We start from the raw sequence: 14,481 nt of genomic DNA on the forward strand, positions 1-14,481 counted from the left end.
TGGCCTTACGCAAGGCTTAGCCTTCAAGGCCACACCTCCCACTCCAGCTCCAGGGGAAGCTCTTCCTGGATGCGTTGCACAAGCGCCAGCACGTCCTTGGCCGTGGCCTGTCCCAGGTTGACGATGAAGTTGCCGTGTTCCAGGGATACCATGGCGTCCCCCACCCGTAGGCCCTTAAGGCCCCTTTGGTCAATGAGCCGCCCCGCCGACTGGCCTGGAGGGTTCTTGAAGGCGCACCCCGCGCTCCTCCGCTTGGGCTGCCCTTTGCGGGCGGCGTCCACCTCGGCCATGCGCTTGAGGATTTCCTCCACGGGCCGCTCCTTGAGCCTGAGGCGCACCCGGGTCACGATGCCCCCAGGGGGCAGGCGGCTTTGCCGGTAGCCGAAGCCGAGCTCCTCCGGCCGGTAGAGGTGGAAGGCCCCGTCGTGGAAGATCTCCACCACCTCCAGGGCGTCCGCCATCTCGCCGAAGCGGGTGCCGGCGTTCATCTTCACCGCCCCTCCCACCTGGGCGGGGATGCCGAGAAGCCCCTCTAGCCCCGAAAGCCCGGCCCGGGCTGCCTCCTGGACGAGGAGGGGGAGGAGCGCGCCCGCCCCCACCCATCCCCTTAGGTCGTAGGCCTGGAACTCGCCGGCTAGGCGGATCACCCTTTCCGGCACCCCCTCGTCCATCACCAGGAGGTTGGAGCCGTTGCCCAGGATGCGGTAGGGGGCCTCGGTGGCCCGCTTGAGGTCTTCCCGGGTTTCCACCGTCCAAAGCTCCGCCGGCCCCCCCACGCCCAGGGTGGTGTAGTCCCTTAGGAGCACCCGCTCAACCTTCACGGACGAGCCTCCGGGCAAGTTCGGTAACGTCCCCCGCCCCTAGGGCAAGCCAGAGGTCCTCAGGCCTTGCCGTGGCCTTGGCGTAGGCCAGGGCCTCCTCCGGAGGGAGGAAACGGGCTTCCTTGCCCGAAGCGGCAAGGCGTTCGGCGATCCTTTGGGAGAGGGCTTCGGGGGAGACCTCGCCCCTTTCCCCTGCGGTGTAGACGGGGAGGACCACCACTTCCTCCGCCGCCTCGAGGGCCCTGGCGAACTCCTCCCAAAGCTCCAGGGTGCGGAAGAGGCGGTGGGGCTGGAAGAGGACCCGCACCCGGCGGCCCAGAAGCTTGGCGGCGTTTAGGGTGGCCCGCACCTCCGTGGGGTGGTGGGCGTAGTCGTCCACCACCAAGGCTCCCCGCACCTCCCCCAGGCGCTCAAACCGCCGGCCCACTCCGGGGAAGCGGGCGAGGCCCCGGAGGATGGCCCCTTCGGGCACGCCCAAGGCCAAGGCGGCCAAGGCGGCGGCCAGGGCGTTTTTCACGTTGTGGGCCCCGGGCACCTTGAGCTCCGCTTCCCCCAGGGCCTTTCCCCGGTGGACCAGGCGGAACCGGCTTCCCGTGGGGGAAAGCGCCACCCCTTCCGCCCACAGGTCCCCCCCTTCGCCAAAGCGGAGGGGAGTGAGGCCATGGGCTGCTGCCGCCAGGAGGGGGTCATGGACGGGGAGGACGGCCACCTCCGCCTTTCTCAGGAAGCCCGCCATGGCCGAGAGGAGGGCCTCGAGGCTCTCGTGGTAGTTGGGGGCCTTCTTCCCCTCGGGGGCCACGTGCTCCTTCTCCAGGTTGGTGGCCACCGCTATGCCTACCCGCACCTCCTGGAAGAGGGGGTCCGACTCGTCCACCTCGGCGAGCCGCGGGCCCAGGCCGAAGCGGGCGTTCTCGGGAAGGAGGGAAAGCTCCCCGCCAAGGAGCACCCAGGGGTCTAGCCCAGCCTCCAGCAGGATGCTCGCCAGCATCCCCGTGGTGGTGGTCTTGCCGTGGGTGCCCGTGACGCCCAGAGAGGGTTTTTGCGCAAGGAGGTGGGCGAGGAGCTCCATCCGCCTGAGAACGCGCATCCCCCGCCGCCTCGCCTCGAGGACCTCCGGGTGGTCCAGGGGGATGGGGGTGGGGACGATGAGGGTGTCCTCCGCCCCCAGGTGGGCGGGGTCGTGGCCCGGGTAGACGGGAACCCCGAGGGCAAGGGCGCGCTTCCCCGGGGCCAGGTCGCACCCCGTGACCTCCACCCCTTCCGCCCGGAGGAGCCGGGCTAGGGCGCTCATTCCCACCCCTTCAATGCCCATGACGTGTGCCCGTTTCATAAGAACGCCTCCAGCCAGTCCGCGATGCGGCCCGCCGCCCCTTCGGGGGAGAGGCGGGCCATGCCCCCTTGGTAGGCTTCCCGCCTTTCCAGGACGCCCATCACCTGGTGGGCCAGCCTTCCGTAATCCCCAAGCTCCGCCGCCCCCGCCTTCTGGTAGGCCCGGGCGTTGGCCGCCTGCGCCCCCCCGTCCAGGCTTGGGGGAAGGGGGAAGAGGAGGGCGGGCAGGCGGTGGAAGGCGGCCTCCGCCAAGGTGCCCGCCCCCGCCCGGGAGAGGAGGAGGTCGGCGGCGCTCATGGCCAAAGGGGTATCCACGAAGCCGGCGATGCGGTAGTCCTGGGCCTCCAGGAAGCGGTAGCGCTCCACCCACCGCTCCCCCACCTGGTGGAGCACGGGGAGGCCCAAGGGTTTTAGGAGGGGGGGAAGCTTCTCGTTTAGCTCCAGGCTCCCCTGGCTCCCCCCCAGGACGAGGAGGAGGGGCTTTTTGGGGTCAAAGCCCAGGCGGGCCTTGGCTTCCCCTTGGGGGTAGCGCACCTCCCGCACGGGGTAGCCGAGGACCCGGGCCTTCTTGGCGAGCCAAGGGGGAAGGCCCGTGGGGACGCTTAGGGCGAGGCCCTTGGCCCAGGGGGAAAGGGCCCTTATGGCCAGGCCCAGCTTGGCGTTCTGCTCATGGAGGAGGAGGGGAATGCCCTTGAGCCCCGCCAGGAAGGCCCCAGGGAAGCCGGCGTACCCCCCGGTGGAGAGGACGGCCTTGGGGGGGTGCGCCTTGAGGACCTGCCGGGCGGCCCAAAGCCCAAGGAAGAGCTTCAGGCCTTCCTTGGGCCTCAGGGCGCTCCGGTCCAGTTTCCCCGCGGGGATGAGGGCGTGGGGGATGGAGGTTTGCGGGAGGAGGCGGGCCTCGAGGCCCTCCTCGCTTCCCAGGTAGAAGACGGCATGCCCCCGCCTCCTGAGCTCCTCCGCCAAGGCCAAGGCGGGGAAGAGGTGCCCCCCCGTGCCGCCCCCGGTCAGGAGGACCACGCTTCCACCCCCTTTCCCTTGGCCTCTTTGGCCAGGCGCAGGAGCACCCCTAGGGCGAAACCGGAAACGAGGAGGGAGCTCCCCCCATAGGACACGAAGGGCAGGGGTACCCCCGTCACGGGCAGAAAGCCCACGGTAACCCCGATGTTGATGGCCGCTTGCAGGGTGAGGTAGAGGGTGAGGCCCAAGGCGAGGAGGCTTAGGGGCCCTTTTAGGGCGAGGGCCAGGGCAATCCCCCGCAGGAAAAGGAGGAGGTAGAGGAAGAGGACCACCAACCCCCCAAGCCACCCCGTGGCGAAGACCACGCTGGCGAAGACCATATCGTTGTGGGCCTCGGGAAGGTGGGGCAGCCTCCCCCCGGGGCCCTGCCCCAAGGGCCCCGCCAAGAGGATGGCCTTTTGCGCCTGCAGGACCTGGTAGGCCGTGTGGGCGGGGTGAGCTTCCCCTTGCAGGTAGTCCAGGAAGTTCGTGAAGCGCTCGGAAACATACCGGAAGCGGTTCAGGTAGTAGCCGGAAAAGGGGGCCACGGTGAGGAGCCCGGCGAGCCCCACCATGAAAAGCCTCCGCCAGGGCACCCCCGCCAGGATGAAGAGTAGGGCGGCCAGGGTGACGAGGAAGAGGGCGGTGGCGAAGTCCGGTTCCACCAGAACCAAGCCCGCGGTAGCCCCCGAGAGGATGGCGGCCCCCAGGATGGGGGTATCGCTCCCCTTCCGCCCCACGAAGGAGGCGAGGTAAAACACCAAGGCCACCTTGGCCAGCTCCGAGGGCTGGAAGGCCACGGGGCCCAGGTAGAACCAGCGCCTTACCCCCCCAGGCCCATCCCCCAGGAAGAGGACCAGAAGGAGAAGCCCTAGGGTGAGGGCGAGGAGCAAAAGGGCGTGGCGGAGAAGCCTTTCCGGGGGTAAGAGGAGCCCAAGGAGCATGGCGGCGAGCGCTAAGCCCACCCGCAGGAGGTGGCCTTGGAGGAGGTCGGGCTCCGCCACCCCCACGCCCAAAAGGCCAAAGGCCATGAGGAGAAGGCCGCTTAGGAGGAAGACGGGGTCCACGGCTCACCTCCCAGGGCGAAGACCGCCTCCCGGAAAGCCTGGGCGCGGTCCTTGTAGTCCTTGAACTGGTCAAAGCTGGCGGCTAAGGGGGCGAGGAGGACGCTCCCTTCCTCCAGCCGGGCCAGGGCCTCGGCCACGGCCTGCCGCATGGCCTTATACCCGTCCTTTTCCCCGATGACCACCACCTCCGTGCCGCCGCCCAGGGCTTGGGCCATCTGCGGGCCATCCCGGCCCAGGGCCAGGATGACCCGCACCCGGGAGAGGAGGGGCTTTAGGGGGCCGAGGTCCGCGCCCTTGTCCTCCCCGCCCAGAATCCAGGCGATGGGGGCGGGGGCGGCCCTGAGGGCGGCGGCCACAGAGGGGGTACGGGTGGCGATGGAGTCGTCAATAAAGACCACCTTGCCCTTCCGGGCAAAGGTCTGGAAGCGGTGGGGGGCGTGGGGCAGGGTGCGGAGGCTTTCCCCCAGGGCCTTTTCGTCTAGGAGCTTTCCAAGGAGGTCCAGGTAGGCCCGGGTGGCGGCCAGGGCCGCCCTTAGGTTGCTCTCCCGGGGGTCTTCCGCCGGGTCAAAGGGGTAGAGGCGGGCAGGGCTTTTCTCCGCCGCCTGCCGCACCTTGGGGTCTTGGGCGTTGTAGACCAGGGCGTCCTCTTGGGTGAGGTTCTTGAGGAGGTTGAGCTTGGCGGCGTGGTAGGCCTCGAGGCTCCCGTGCCGGTCCAGGTGGTCCACGCCCAGGTTAAGGAGGACCGCCACCCGGGGGCGGAAGGTGGAAACCCGTTCCAGTTGGAAACTGGAAAGCTCCGCCACCGCCACCTCCGCCTCGTCCACCACGCTCACCAGGGGGGGGTCCACGTTGCCCCCCTCCAGGGCCCTTAGCCCTTGCCCCCTAAGGAGGTGGGCGGTGAAGAGGGTGGTGGAGGTCTTCCCGGCGGTGCCCGTGATGCCCACGATGGGGGTGGGGCTTAGGCGGTAGGCGAGCTCCGCCTCGCCCATCACCTCGGCCCCTTCCTCCCGTAACCGCTTTAGGTGGGGGTGGTCCAGGGGTACCCCGGGGGCGGCCACCACCTGGGCGTAGCGGCCCTTCAGGCCGAAGTCGGGGGAAAACCCCAGGGCCAAGGCGGTTTCCACCTCTGCCTCCTTGGGGCGGTCGTCGTAGAAGCGGGCGGGAAGGCCCCGCGCCTTCAAGAAGCGCAGGACCCCAAGCCCGCTTCGGCCAAGCCCAAAGACCAGGATCACGCCCCACCTCCAAGCCCAAAGGCCAGGGCCGTGGCCAAGGCGGTGAGGATGGCGAAGCGGAAGACGATCTTGGCCTCTTCCCAGCCCAAAAGCTCAAAGTGGTGGTGCAAGGGGCTCATGCGGAAAAGCCTCCTTCCCGTGCGGCGGAAGTAGGCCACCTGGGCCACCACGGAAAGCACCTCCAGCACGGGAACGATGGCGGCGAGGGGCAGGAGCCAAAGGTGCCCCGTTAGGGCGAAAAGCCCCGCCACCATGGCCCCCAGGGCCTGGCTTCCCGTATCCCCCATGAAGACCTTCGCCTTGGGGGCGTTGTGCCAGAGGAAGCCGAGGAGGCTCCCCAGAAGGGTTTGGGCGAAGGGGTAAGGGTAAAAGGGCAGGAGGAGGATGGCGGTGACGCTGGCGAGAAGCCCGTCCAGGCCATCCGTGAAGTTGAACGCGTTGGCAGCCCCTACCACGGCCAGGAAGATGAGGAGGACGTCCAGGATGGGCCAAGGGGTGTAGGCCACCTGCCTTGCGGCGTAGAGGGCGAAGACCAGGGCCATGAGCCCTTGGAAGAAGAGCTTTTCCCGGGCCTTGAGCGGGCGGGCGAGGCTGTTGCCCAGGTCGTCCAAAAGCCCGAGGAGGGCGAAGCCTAGCCCCAAGAGCCAAAGCCCCAGGAAGGGGTCCTTGCCCAAGGCCCAGTAGGCCAGGAAGGCGGCGAGGAGGAAGGCCACACCCCCCATGCTGGGGGTCCCTTCCTTGGCCAGGTGGGACTGGGGGCCGTCCTGGCGCACGCGTTTGCCTAGCCCCAGGCCCCGCATGAAGGTGATCCAGATGCCGGTGAAGAGCCAGGAGAGGAGAAGGGCTAAGGCCATACCACCTCCTTACAGGAGAGGATGCGTTCCCCGGGCACCAGGTAGACCCTTTCCCCAAAGGCGGCGAAGTCCGTGGCCTCGGCCAAGGGCTTCGCCCCTTCTGGGCGCACCAGGTAGACCGCCTTCCCCAAAAGGGCCACCACCCCGCAGGCCCCCGCTTGGGCCTTTAGGGCCGGGGCGGGAAGGGGGAGGGTCTTCCCCTCGGGGTAGAAGAAGGCCTCCTTCCCCAGGGCCACGGCCCCCTCCCAGGCCACCACCTGGCTGTAGGCTCCCCTTTGGAGGAGGGTCCTTTCCCGGTAAAGCCCTTCCCTTCCCACCCAGAAAAGCCCCTCCTCGCTGAGGAAGGCGTCCTGGGCTGGGTAGGGAAGGAGGTTCCCTTCCACCCAGACCGCCCCCTCGAGGCCCACCACGGGCCTCGGGCGGGCGCGGAGGAAGCGGGGGACGCCGGGGAGGGGAAGGCTTTCCAGAGCGCCTCCCTTGAGGACCAAGAGTTGGTAGGGGTAGGCGGCGTAAAGGGCCTCTTCGCTTGCGTCCAGGAAGAGGGGTGGGCCGGGGAGGATGGCCTGGAAGCGGCCCTCCACCAAGCCCCCACGGGCGAAGCCCCCGGGGTAGGGGAGCGTGGGGGCGGCGGCCTGCAAGGGGGCGCAGGCGGCGAGGAGAAGGAGAAGGGGGCTTAGGCGTCCCATAGCTCCAGGATCCTTTCCAAGCCCACGGCCCTCGAGGCCTTCAGGTAGACGAGGTCCCCCGGGGCCACGCGGGCTTTGAGCCAGGCCAGGGCTTCCTCCAACGTTTCCGCCGCCTCGCCCCCAAGGGCGGCCTGGGCCTTGGCGTGGGGGCCCAGGTAGAGGGGCCTTAGCCCCAGCCTGGCCGCTTCCTCCGCCACCTCGAGGTGGAGGCGCTCCGCCAAGCTCCCAAGCTCCCGCATCTCCCCCAGGACCACCCACTTCCGGCCAGGCTGGGCGGCGAGCCAGGCGAGCCCCGCCTTTACGGAAAGGGGGTTGGCGTTGTAGGCATCGTTGAGGAAAACCACGCCTCCCAGGACCCTCCGCTCCATGCGCCCTGGGGGCAGGCACAAGGCGGCAAGCCTTTCCGCCACCCCTTCCAGGTCCTTCCCCAAGAGCTCCGCCACCGCCAAGGCGGCCAGGGCCCCCAAGGCGGGGCCGAGGCCAGGATAGGGAACCTCCACCCGGAGGTGGCGGTAGCGGAAGCGGGTCTTCCCGGCCAAAAGCTCCAGGCTTTCGCCGGAGAAGGTGGCCTCCCCGAAGCCGTAGGTGGGCTCCCCCTTATAACGGCGGAAGGCCAGGAGCACCTCCTTGGCCTGGAGGCTCACCAGGGCCTGGGGAGCCTTTAGGAGCTGGGCCTCTTCCGCCACCACGCCTTCCAGGCTCCCGAAGGCTAGAAGGTGTTCCTCCCCCAGGGCGGTGAGGACGGAAAGGGTGGGCTCGGCCAGGGCCATGAGCTCCGCCATCTCCCCCACCCGGTCCACCCCGAGCTCCACCACGGCTCCCTCCGCCTTGGGGTCTAGGTGGAAAAAGAAGCGGGCTAGAGGCGGGGCGGTGTTCTGGTTGCCGAAGGGGGCGGGAAACCCTAAGCCCTGGGCCAGGGCCTCCTTGGTGGTGGTCTTGCCCGAACTCCCGCCCACCGCCACCACCACCCCTGGGAAAAGCCGCCTCAGGGCGTTCCCCAGGCGGAGAAGCCCTTGGCCAGGGTCTTCCACCTCCACCGTGGCCTCGCCGGGGGTGTCCGCCAGGACGAGGCTTGCCCCCTTGGCCCGGGCTTCGGGGATGAAGGCGCGCCCGTGGGTCCGGGTTCCGGGGAGGGCCACGAAGAGGCTTTGGGGCGTCACCTCCCGGCTGTCCCAGTGGAGGTCCCGCACCGGCCCTCCCCCCGGGTGGAGCCGCCCCCCGGCGGCCTCCGCCACCCACTCCGGCGTCACTTCCCTAACATGAGCAAGATACACAATACCCTCACCGCTCCTCAGCATAGGGGGCGATGCCCCGGTAGGCCAAGAGATGGCTAGCGATCTCCCGGAAGATGGGGGCCGCCACCTGGCTCCCATGGACCTCGCCCTTGGGGTGGTGCACGGCCACCACCACGGTGTAAAGGGGTTCGTCCCCGGGGACGAAGCCCGCGAACCAGGCGGTGAAGACCTCGCGGGAGTACCGCCCGTTCACCACCACCTGGGCGGTGCCCGTCTTGCCGGCCAGGCGGTATCCCGGGAGGTGGGCCCGGGGAGCAAGGCCATCCGTAAGGGCCTGGCGCACGGCCTTGGCCGTGGCCGGGGAGAACACCCTTTCCCCCTGGCGCTGGCTTCCGGCGAGGAGGATGGGCGGGCGGTAGACCCCGTCCACCAGGGTCCCGAAGGCTGCGGCCAGGTGCAGAGGGGTTACTAGGAAGCCCTGGCCGAAGGTGTGGTTGGCGTAGGCGGCCCGGCTCCACTCCCTGGGGGGCGTGACCAGGGGAGCGGCCACCCGGATCCCGGGGAGGAGTTCGGGGTCGGTGAGGTGGAGGCGCTCCATGTACCGGAAGAAAAGCTCCTTGGGCAAGGCCTCGGCCAGCAGGCTAATGCCCACGTTGGAGGAGTACTTCAGCACCTCCGCCAAGGTGAGGACGGGGGGGTGGGGAACCACGTCCCGGATGGTCCACCCCTCCACCACCCGGTACATGGGGGCCTCCACCCGGGTGGTGAGGCTTGCCGCCCCTTCCTCCAGGAGCATGGCGGCGGTGAGGGCCTTCATGGTGGACCCGGGTTCCAAGGGCACCAGGAAGGCGTGGTTGCGCCAAGAGAGGTCCTTTTCCGGGTCCTTGCGCGGGGCCAGGGGGTCAAAGGCGGGGCCGTTGGCCACGGCGAGAAGCTGCCCTTCCCGGTCTAGCACGAGGGCGGTGGCGAAGCTTCCTCGGCTCTTCGCCAGGCCCTGCCAAAGCGCCTGCTCCGCCATGGCCTGGACCCAAGGGTCTAGGGTGAGGGTGAAGGAGCGCCCTTCGGTTAGGGCTCTGTTCAGGTCCCGCTCAAGCCCTTCCAGGCCTCTCCCCGAGCCCCGCTCGCCGAAGCCCAGGAGTTGGCTTGCGCTTTCCCCTAGGGGGTAGGTGCGGCCTGCCTGGAGGGTGAGGGCCAAGGGAGTGCCGTCTTGGGCGTACAGGGCCCCTCGAGGCGGGGGCGGGGAGGGCGGGGGAGGGGCCAGGCGGGGCGGGTGGGCGAGGAGGGTGTACACCCCTAGGGCGAAGAGGAGAAACCAAAGGAAAAGCCCGGCGAAGACCAAAGGTACCCGGCTTACCCCGGTGGTCACGGCGCCCACCTCCCTTGGCTCATGGGGATGAACCCCTCCTTCTTGGCCCACTCCAGGACCCGCAAGGGGCGGCTTGCCCGCCAGGCTTCTTGGAGCAGGGCTTCCTCTTCCGCCTGGAGCTCGGCGAGCCTTTTCTGCATCTTGGCGAGCTCCTTCTGGGTGGCTTGGTTGTGGTGGCCCAGGGCAAAGAGGAGGAGGAGGGCGAGGAGGTAAAGGAGGCCAAAGCGCACCGCCGCCCTCATGCCGCCTCCTTTTCCCCTGCCCGCAGCTTGGCGCTCCTCGCCCGCGGGTTCTGGGCCACCTCCTCAGGGCTTGGGGTGAGGGGTTTTTTGGTGAGCACCTTGAGGCCGCTTTCCCTTAGGAAGCGCTTGACCAAGCGGTCTTCCAGGGAGTGGAAGGTGATGACCACCAGCCTGCCCCCGGGCTTTAGCGCCTTCTTGGCCTGGTGGAGGAAGTCTTCCAAGGCCCCAAGCTCGTCGTTCACGTAGATGCGCAGGGCTTGGAAGGTCTTGCGGGCGGGGTGTCCCGCCTTGCGGAAGCCCACGGCCCTTTGCACCACCTCCGCCAGCTGGGTGGTGGTGCGGATGGGGGCCTTCTTCCTCGCCTCCACGATGGCCTTGGCGATGCGGTAGGCCTGCTTCTCTTCCCCTAGGTCCCGCAGGATGCGGTAAAGCTCCTCCAAGGGGAAGGTGTTCACCACCTCCATGGCCGTGGGGCCTTCCAGCCCCATGCGCATGTCCAGGGGCCCTTCCTTGTGGTAGCTAAAGCCCCGCTTCGGGTCTTCCAGGTGGAAGCTGGAAACCCCCAGGTCCGCCAGGATGCCCGCCACTTGGCCCACGCCGGCTTCTTTCAGGATCTCCTCCAGGTGGCGGAAGTTCTTCTGGAACACCCTCAGCCCCGAAAGCCCCAAGGCTTCCGCCCGGGCCACGGCCTCGGGGTCCTGGTCCAGGCCGATGACCAGCCCCCCCCGTTCCAGGATTCCCCGGGTGTGGCCCGCCCCGCCCAGGGTGGCGTCCACGTAGACCTCTCCTGGTTTCACCGCCAGGAGGTCCAAGGCCTCTTGGTACATCACGGGAACGTGCGCGGTAATGCCCTCCATAAATCCCTAGCCAATAAGTCCCCGCAGGGCCTCGGGGGCCGGCGGGTTGTGCAGGATCTCCTCAATGGCCTTCCACCAGCGCTCCAGGCTCCAGATCTCCAGCCTTCCCGGCGCACCGGCGATGACCACCTCGCCCCCTTCCGTAAGCCCGGCGAACTGGCGCAAGGGGGGAGGGATGAGGACCCGGGAGGCGTTGTCCATGCGGGTTTTGTGGGCGCCCGAGTAGAAGAAGCGCACGAAAGCCCGGGCCTCCTTGTCGGTGAGGGGCAGGTTGACCAGCTGCTCCTCAATCTTGCGCCAGCGGTCGGAGGGGAATACGTAGAGGCAGCCCTCCATGCCCCGGGTGAGCACCAGGCCGTCCTCGAGGAAATCGCGAAAAGGGCCGGGGATTACCACCCGCCCTTTGTCGTCCAGGCTGTACTGGTACTCGCCGAAGGGCATCTCCCACCTGCTCCCACCTTCCGGGGCTTAGGCCCAAGGTGCCGGGGGATGTGGCCACCGTGCCCATGGAAGGCTTTGCTGGCGGCAGTATACCACGGAAGTCCCACAGTTTTCCACCACCTCCCACTTATCACCCACCTGTATCCCACCTCGCCCAAGAAAAAACCCCCGAGCCGAATGTAATGGAGCGCGCTTGTTGTAATGGAGCGCGCTTGTTGTTAGTTGGGGCGGGCCCGACTAAAGGCGAAGGAAGGCGAAGGAAGGCGATAAAGAAGGCGAAAAAAGGCGGCGGGCTCCCGAAAAAAGGCGGCGGTTTGGCGGAGGGCGGCCGATCACGCTTTCAGGACAGTAATGCGGGTCAGTGCGATGCCCATCGGAAAAGGACGCTGTGCCAGGTTGATTTTTGTTGACCTGGAGCCGCTGACCGGGGCAATCTTTGACTTAGGTGAGTCATGCTTTTGGGGCAAATCGCTCACGCTTTCAGGACACTAAAAGCAGGCCTTGGGGAAGGCAAAAACACCCCTTGATGTGAGCCTAGTTGATAAGGGACGGCGCATACTTGATGAGAGGAGGCAGGCGGCTACAGAAGCCGAAAAATGCTGTTATGCAGTCATTTGTATAGTTGGCACAGCGTGGCACGGCGTGAAAGGGGGGGTGCGGCACAGCGTGGCACGGCGTGGCACAGCGTCCGAGTGAGGCACAAAAGCCTTCGTTATCGCATTATGCATTCTTTGCATAGCTGGCACAGCGTGACGCTGTGCCAGCCCTACTGCTAAAGAGTTCTTTAGAGTATGCTAATGAAAAACTCATCTTGTCTACTACCCTCGAGGGCGCCCATAGGCTTCTGCGCTTGAAGACGCCCGCCCCCCGGGTTTCACCCGGGGGGCTTGGCGCGGAGGTAGCGCCTTTCCAGCCAGAGGGCTTGCCGCGCGAGTTCTAGGAAGGCCTCCGGATCCTCTGGAGGTTCCCGGTGGAGCCAGTAGCGGATGAGGGCGGAAAGCTGGGCGAGGGGTGGAGGGTCACGCTCCAGCTCCGCTAACCGGCCTGGAAACCCAAGGCCTCCAGGATGCCGTTGGCGGCGGTGAGGGCGAGGCCGGGCTTCTCCGCGGTGGCGCGGGCCCAGGCCTCCTGGTCCAGGGCGAGCTCGCGGGTGAAGTCCAGGGCGGCGCTCAAGGGCGCCCGGGCCATGCGGCTGGTGAAGCGGTCCACCTGGGCGATGTCGGGCCTGCGGAAGGCGAAGGTGGTCTCGCCGTGGGTGAAGGTGTAGAAGGGCTTTTCCCGTTCCATCTAGCCTCCTAGCCGTGCTGGATCTCCCCGAGCACCACGAACTCCAGCTCCACGGTGATCCGCTCCGTGTCCTGCTCCACCCCGCCGAAGGAGCGCTTGGTGAAGAGGCAGTCCTTCAGGGTGTCGGTGACGGCGGTGCCGTTGCCCTTGTCGTAGGAGATGACGATGTCAAAGGGGTCAAGCTTGTAGACGTTTCCCTTGGGGGCGGCGGCGCGGAGGCGATCGTACTCCTCCCGCAGGAGGGTGAGCTTCCCCGAGGCCTCCCAGTTGCCCTTGGTGTAGCCCCTGGGGGTGCGGCCCTTGCCGTAGATGGCGTTGACCTTCTCGGAGTCCTCGTAGTCAATGGAGAGGACGTCCGCCAGGGGCACGCCCTTCACCTGGATGCTGATGTGCTCCCAGTCGTAGTAGCGGCCGTTAATGGGCATGCTTCACCTCCTCACCCCACCAGGAAGGGGTTTTCAAAGCCGATGTCCATGACGATCTCCCGCAGGTAGCCCAGAGGGACGATGCGGATCTGGAGGCGAAGGGTCTGGGAGGCCAGGATGTCCTGGCCGGGAGGGGCCACCACGCGGCCCCGGGCGATCTCCCCGGCGGCCTGCATGAGGCGGAGGGGGGTGTTGGCCCGGGCCAGGAGGCTCGCCAGGCTGGCCTTGAGGTCGGTCGGGTCCACGTGCCACTGCACGAAGTCCAGGAGGGCCTGGCGCACCTGGAAGGTAGCCTTGTCCATGACCCGGCGGTTCTGCACCAGCTTGTAGTCGCTGGTGGGGGCGGCGGCGGTGCGGCCGTCCACGAGGAACCAGCCGTCCCGGCCGATGAGGCGGTAGACGGTGGTGAAGCCCGCCTGGTCCAGGGCCAGGGCGTGGGCGTTGTTGAAGAGGCTCTGTTTGCCGAAGGGGGTGTCCACGAAGGGGGCCACCTGCACCACCCCGCTCAGGGGCCCGAGCTGGACCCAGGCGGGGGAGACGTGGACCCGCTGGCTGGAGATGCGGGCCCCCACGCGGGAGGCGAGGCTCTGCACTTCCAGCCTGCCCGTGAGGGTGTCCACCACCTCCCCCCAGGCGGCCACGATCATCACCCGTTTGTGGCTGAAGCTCGCCTTCTCGCTCAAGCGGGCGTTGACCCAGGCGTCGGGGTCGTTCCCCGGGGGCAGGGTCTCGGTGAGGAAGAAGATGTAGCGGAAGTTCGCCTCGGCCTCGTCGGCCAGGGCGCCCAGGGCGGCCCACATGGCGGGGCCGGTGGGCTGGGCCACCTGGATGTACTCGTACTGCAGGTTGGTGTTGAGGGCGGCGCGGACGGCGGCCTGGACGCTAGAGACGCTGGCCTGGGGGGCGGTGGCCTGGAAGCGGTAGGTGGCCCCCGCGGCGTAGGTGCCGGTGGCGAAGTTCAAGGCGAGCCCCGTCCCCGGCAGGGTGTAGGTGGCGGCGGTGGCGATCTCCTGGCTGGTGGTGTCCCCGCCGTCCAGGCTGTAGGTGAAGGTGGCCGTGCCCAGGGCCCCTCCCTTGGCTATCCTTACCACGATCTCGTAGGCGTCCAGGGGGCTTCCCGTGATGGTGACGGCGGGGGAAGAGGGGTTGCCGCTGTCCGCGGCCACGCTCCCCGCGATGTCGGCTTGCGCCCGCACCGCGTAGACCTGGCCGCCCCCGTAGGCCAGCTGGTCGGCCACGGCCCGGGCCAGGGGGCCGGTGCCCAGGACGCCGGGGACGGCGGCGAGGTCGCTGAAGGCCAGGACCTGGTTCACCGGCCCCTGGCTGGAGACGCCCACCACCACCCGCTGGCCCTCGCCGCTCGGGGCCACGATGCCCAGGCCCCCGTCTTGGATCTCTGGGTAGACGCCGGGTAGCCTTGCCATCCTCTATCTACCTCCTACCTGTGGGTGGGCCCCTGGAGGAACTCCTTCAGGGCCTTCTCAAACTGGGCGCGGGAGACCCGGGTCCCCTCGGCCCAACCGGCATAGACCTTGAGCCCCGCGAAGGCCCAGGGGGGCACCCCCAGGGCCTGGGCGTGCTCTTCAATGGTGGGGAGCTCCTCTTGCGCTTCCTTCACCTCTTCTTTGGTTTCCTTGGGCATG

The 14,481-nt window shown here is 68.1% G+C and carries 16 protein-coding genes; all 16 read right to left on the minus strand.

The genetic code is table 11. The features are described from left to right. Positions 1-23 precede the first annotated feature (23 nt). The gene (locus LXN00_RS00525; protein WP_234503188.1) at positions 24-821 is read right to left on the minus strand and encodes a UDP-N-acetylmuramate dehydrogenase; all 798 of its coding nucleotides are present in this window, start codon (positions 819-821) and stop codon (positions 24-26) included. After that, positions 811-2,151 (minus strand): UDP-N-acetylmuramate--L-alanine ligase, encoded by a 1,341-nt coding sequence (murC, locus tag LXN00_RS00530; protein WP_234503198.1) that lies wholly within the window; start codon positions 2,149-2,151, stop codon positions 811-813. The genes LXN00_RS00525 and murC overlap by 11 nt, the downstream gene beginning before the upstream one ends. Beyond that, on the minus strand, positions 2,148-3,167 hold the full coding sequence (locus tag LXN00_RS00535) for a UDP-N-acetylglucosamine--N-acetylmuramyl-(pentapeptide) pyrophosphoryl-undecaprenol N-acetylglucosamine transferase (RefSeq protein ID WP_234503200.1): 1,020 nt from the start codon (positions 3,165-3,167) through the stop codon (positions 2,148-2,150). The genes murC and LXN00_RS00535 overlap by 4 nt, the downstream gene beginning before the upstream one ends. Then, complete coding sequence (locus LXN00_RS00540) at positions 3,155-4,213, minus strand: FtsW/RodA/SpoVE family cell cycle protein (RefSeq protein WP_234503203.1); 1,059 nt, start codon at positions 4,211-4,213, stop codon at positions 3,155-3,157. The genes LXN00_RS00535 and LXN00_RS00540 overlap by 13 nt, the downstream gene beginning before the upstream one ends. Then, entirely contained in the window at positions 4,192-5,445 is a 1,254-nt protein-coding gene (locus LXN00_RS00545; protein WP_234503205.1) for a Mur ligase family protein, read from the minus strand. The genes LXN00_RS00540 and LXN00_RS00545 overlap by 22 nt, the downstream gene beginning before the upstream one ends. Beyond that, the gene (locus LXN00_RS00550) at positions 5,442-6,299 is read right to left on the minus strand and encodes a phospho-N-acetylmuramoyl-pentapeptide-transferase (protein ID WP_234503208.1); all 858 of its coding nucleotides are present in this window, start codon (positions 6,297-6,299) and stop codon (positions 5,442-5,444) included. Before LXN00_RS00550 ends, LXN00_RS00545 begins: the two co-directional genes overlap by 4 nt. Continuing rightward, positions 6,290-6,985, minus strand: a complete 696-nt coding sequence (locus tag LXN00_RS00555) for a hypothetical protein (RefSeq protein WP_234503211.1) — start codon at positions 6,983-6,985, stop codon at positions 6,290-6,292. The genes LXN00_RS00550 and LXN00_RS00555 overlap by 10 nt, the downstream gene beginning before the upstream one ends. After that, entirely contained in the window at positions 6,973-8,283 is a 1,311-nt protein-coding gene (locus LXN00_RS00560; RefSeq protein ID WP_234503214.1) for a UDP-N-acetylmuramoyl-tripeptide--D-alanyl-D-alanine ligase, read from the minus strand. The genes LXN00_RS00555 and LXN00_RS00560 overlap by 13 nt, the downstream gene beginning before the upstream one ends. Continuing rightward, the gene (locus LXN00_RS00565; protein ID WP_234504109.1) at positions 8,267-9,586 is read right to left on the minus strand and encodes a peptidoglycan D,D-transpeptidase FtsI family protein; all 1,320 of its coding nucleotides are present in this window, start codon (positions 9,584-9,586) and stop codon (positions 8,267-8,269) included. The genes LXN00_RS00560 and LXN00_RS00565 overlap by 17 nt, the downstream gene beginning before the upstream one ends. After that, the gene (locus LXN00_RS00570; protein ID WP_234503215.1) at positions 9,583-9,828 is read right to left on the minus strand and encodes a hypothetical protein; all 246 of its coding nucleotides are present in this window, start codon (positions 9,826-9,828) and stop codon (positions 9,583-9,585) included. Before LXN00_RS00570 ends, LXN00_RS00565 begins: the two co-directional genes overlap by 4 nt. Continuing rightward, positions 9,825-10,685 carry a 16S rRNA (cytosine(1402)-N(4))-methyltransferase RsmH gene (rsmH, locus tag LXN00_RS00575; protein WP_234503218.1) on the minus strand — a complete coding sequence of 287 codons (861 nt, stop codon included), beginning with the start codon at positions 10,683-10,685 and terminating at the stop codon, positions 9,825-9,827. The genes LXN00_RS00570 and rsmH overlap by 4 nt, the downstream gene beginning before the upstream one ends. 6 nt (positions 10,686-10,691) lie before the next feature. Beyond that, positions 10,692-11,126: a division/cell wall cluster transcriptional repressor MraZ gene (gene mraZ / locus LXN00_RS00580; protein WP_234503219.1), complete on the minus strand. Its 435-nt coding sequence runs from the start codon at positions 11,124-11,126 to the stop codon at positions 10,692-10,694. Positions 11,127-12,161: 1,035 nt separating this feature from the next. Continuing rightward, a complete protein-coding gene (locus LXN00_RS00585; protein WP_124104457.1) occupies positions 12,162-12,413 on the minus strand; it encodes a hypothetical protein in 252 nt (83 codons plus the stop codon). Between the two features lie 8 nt (positions 12,414-12,421). Continuing rightward, a complete protein-coding gene (locus tag LXN00_RS00590) occupies positions 12,422-12,838 on the minus strand; it encodes a hypothetical protein (RefSeq protein ID WP_234503234.1) in 417 nt (138 codons plus the stop codon). Positions 12,839-12,849: 11 nt separating this feature from the next. Then, positions 12,850-14,262 (minus strand): DUF2586 family protein, encoded by a 1,413-nt coding sequence (locus tag LXN00_RS00595; protein ID WP_234503236.1) that lies wholly within the window; start codon positions 14,260-14,262, stop codon positions 12,850-12,852. A gap of 14 nt (positions 14,263-14,276) precedes the next feature. Further along, positions 14,277-14,480 (minus strand): hypothetical protein, encoded by a 204-nt coding sequence (locus tag LXN00_RS00600; RefSeq protein ID WP_054391861.1) that lies wholly within the window; start codon positions 14,478-14,480, stop codon positions 14,277-14,279. Position 14,481: the final 1 nt, after the last annotated feature.

The sequence above is a fragment of the Thermus brockianus genome (genome assembly GCF_021462505.1).
Taxonomy (GTDB): Bacteria; Deinococcota; Deinococci; order Deinococcales; family Thermaceae; genus Thermus; species Thermus hydrothermalis.

Excerpts from the sequence above, each read along its gene's own strand:
- LXN00_RS00595 (WP_234503236.1), bottom strand. The coding sequence starts at position 14,262 with ATGGCAAGGCTACCCGGCGTCTACCCAGAGATCCAAGACGGGGGCCTG.
- mraZ (WP_234503219.1), bottom strand. The coding sequence starts at position 11,126 with ATGCCCTTCGGCGAGTACCAGTACAGCCTGGACGACAAAGGGCGGGTG.
- LXN00_RS00585 (WP_124104457.1), bottom strand. The coding sequence starts at position 12,413 with ATGGAACGGGAAAAGCCCTTCTACACCTTCACCCACGGCGAGACCACC.
- LXN00_RS00550 (WP_234503208.1), bottom strand. The coding sequence starts at position 6,299 with ATGGCCTTAGCCCTTCTCCTCTCCTGGCTCTTCACCGGCATCTGGATC.
- LXN00_RS00570 (WP_234503215.1), bottom strand. The coding sequence starts at position 9,828 with ATGAGGGCGGCGGTGCGCTTTGGCCTCCTTTACCTCCTCGCCCTCCTC.
- LXN00_RS00555 (WP_234503211.1), bottom strand. The coding sequence starts at position 6,985 with ATGGGACGCCTAAGCCCCCTTCTCCTTCTCCTCGCCGCCTGCGCCCCC.
- LXN00_RS00600 (WP_054391861.1), bottom strand. The coding sequence starts at position 14,480 with ATGCCCAAGGAAACCAAAGAAGAGGTGAAGGAAGCGCAAGAGGAGCTC.
- murC (WP_234503198.1), bottom strand. The coding sequence starts at position 2,151 with ATGAAACGGGCACACGTCATGGGCATTGAAGGGGTGGGAATGAGCGCC.
- LXN00_RS00560 (WP_234503214.1), bottom strand. The coding sequence starts at position 8,283 with ATGCTGAGGAGCGGTGAGGGTATTGTGTATCTTGCTCATGTTAGGGAA.
- rsmH (WP_234503218.1), bottom strand. The coding sequence starts at position 10,685 with ATGGAGGGCATTACCGCGCACGTTCCCGTGATGTACCAAGAGGCCTTG.
- LXN00_RS00590 (WP_234503234.1), bottom strand. The coding sequence starts at position 12,838 with ATGCCCATTAACGGCCGCTACTACGACTGGGAGCACATCAGCATCCAG.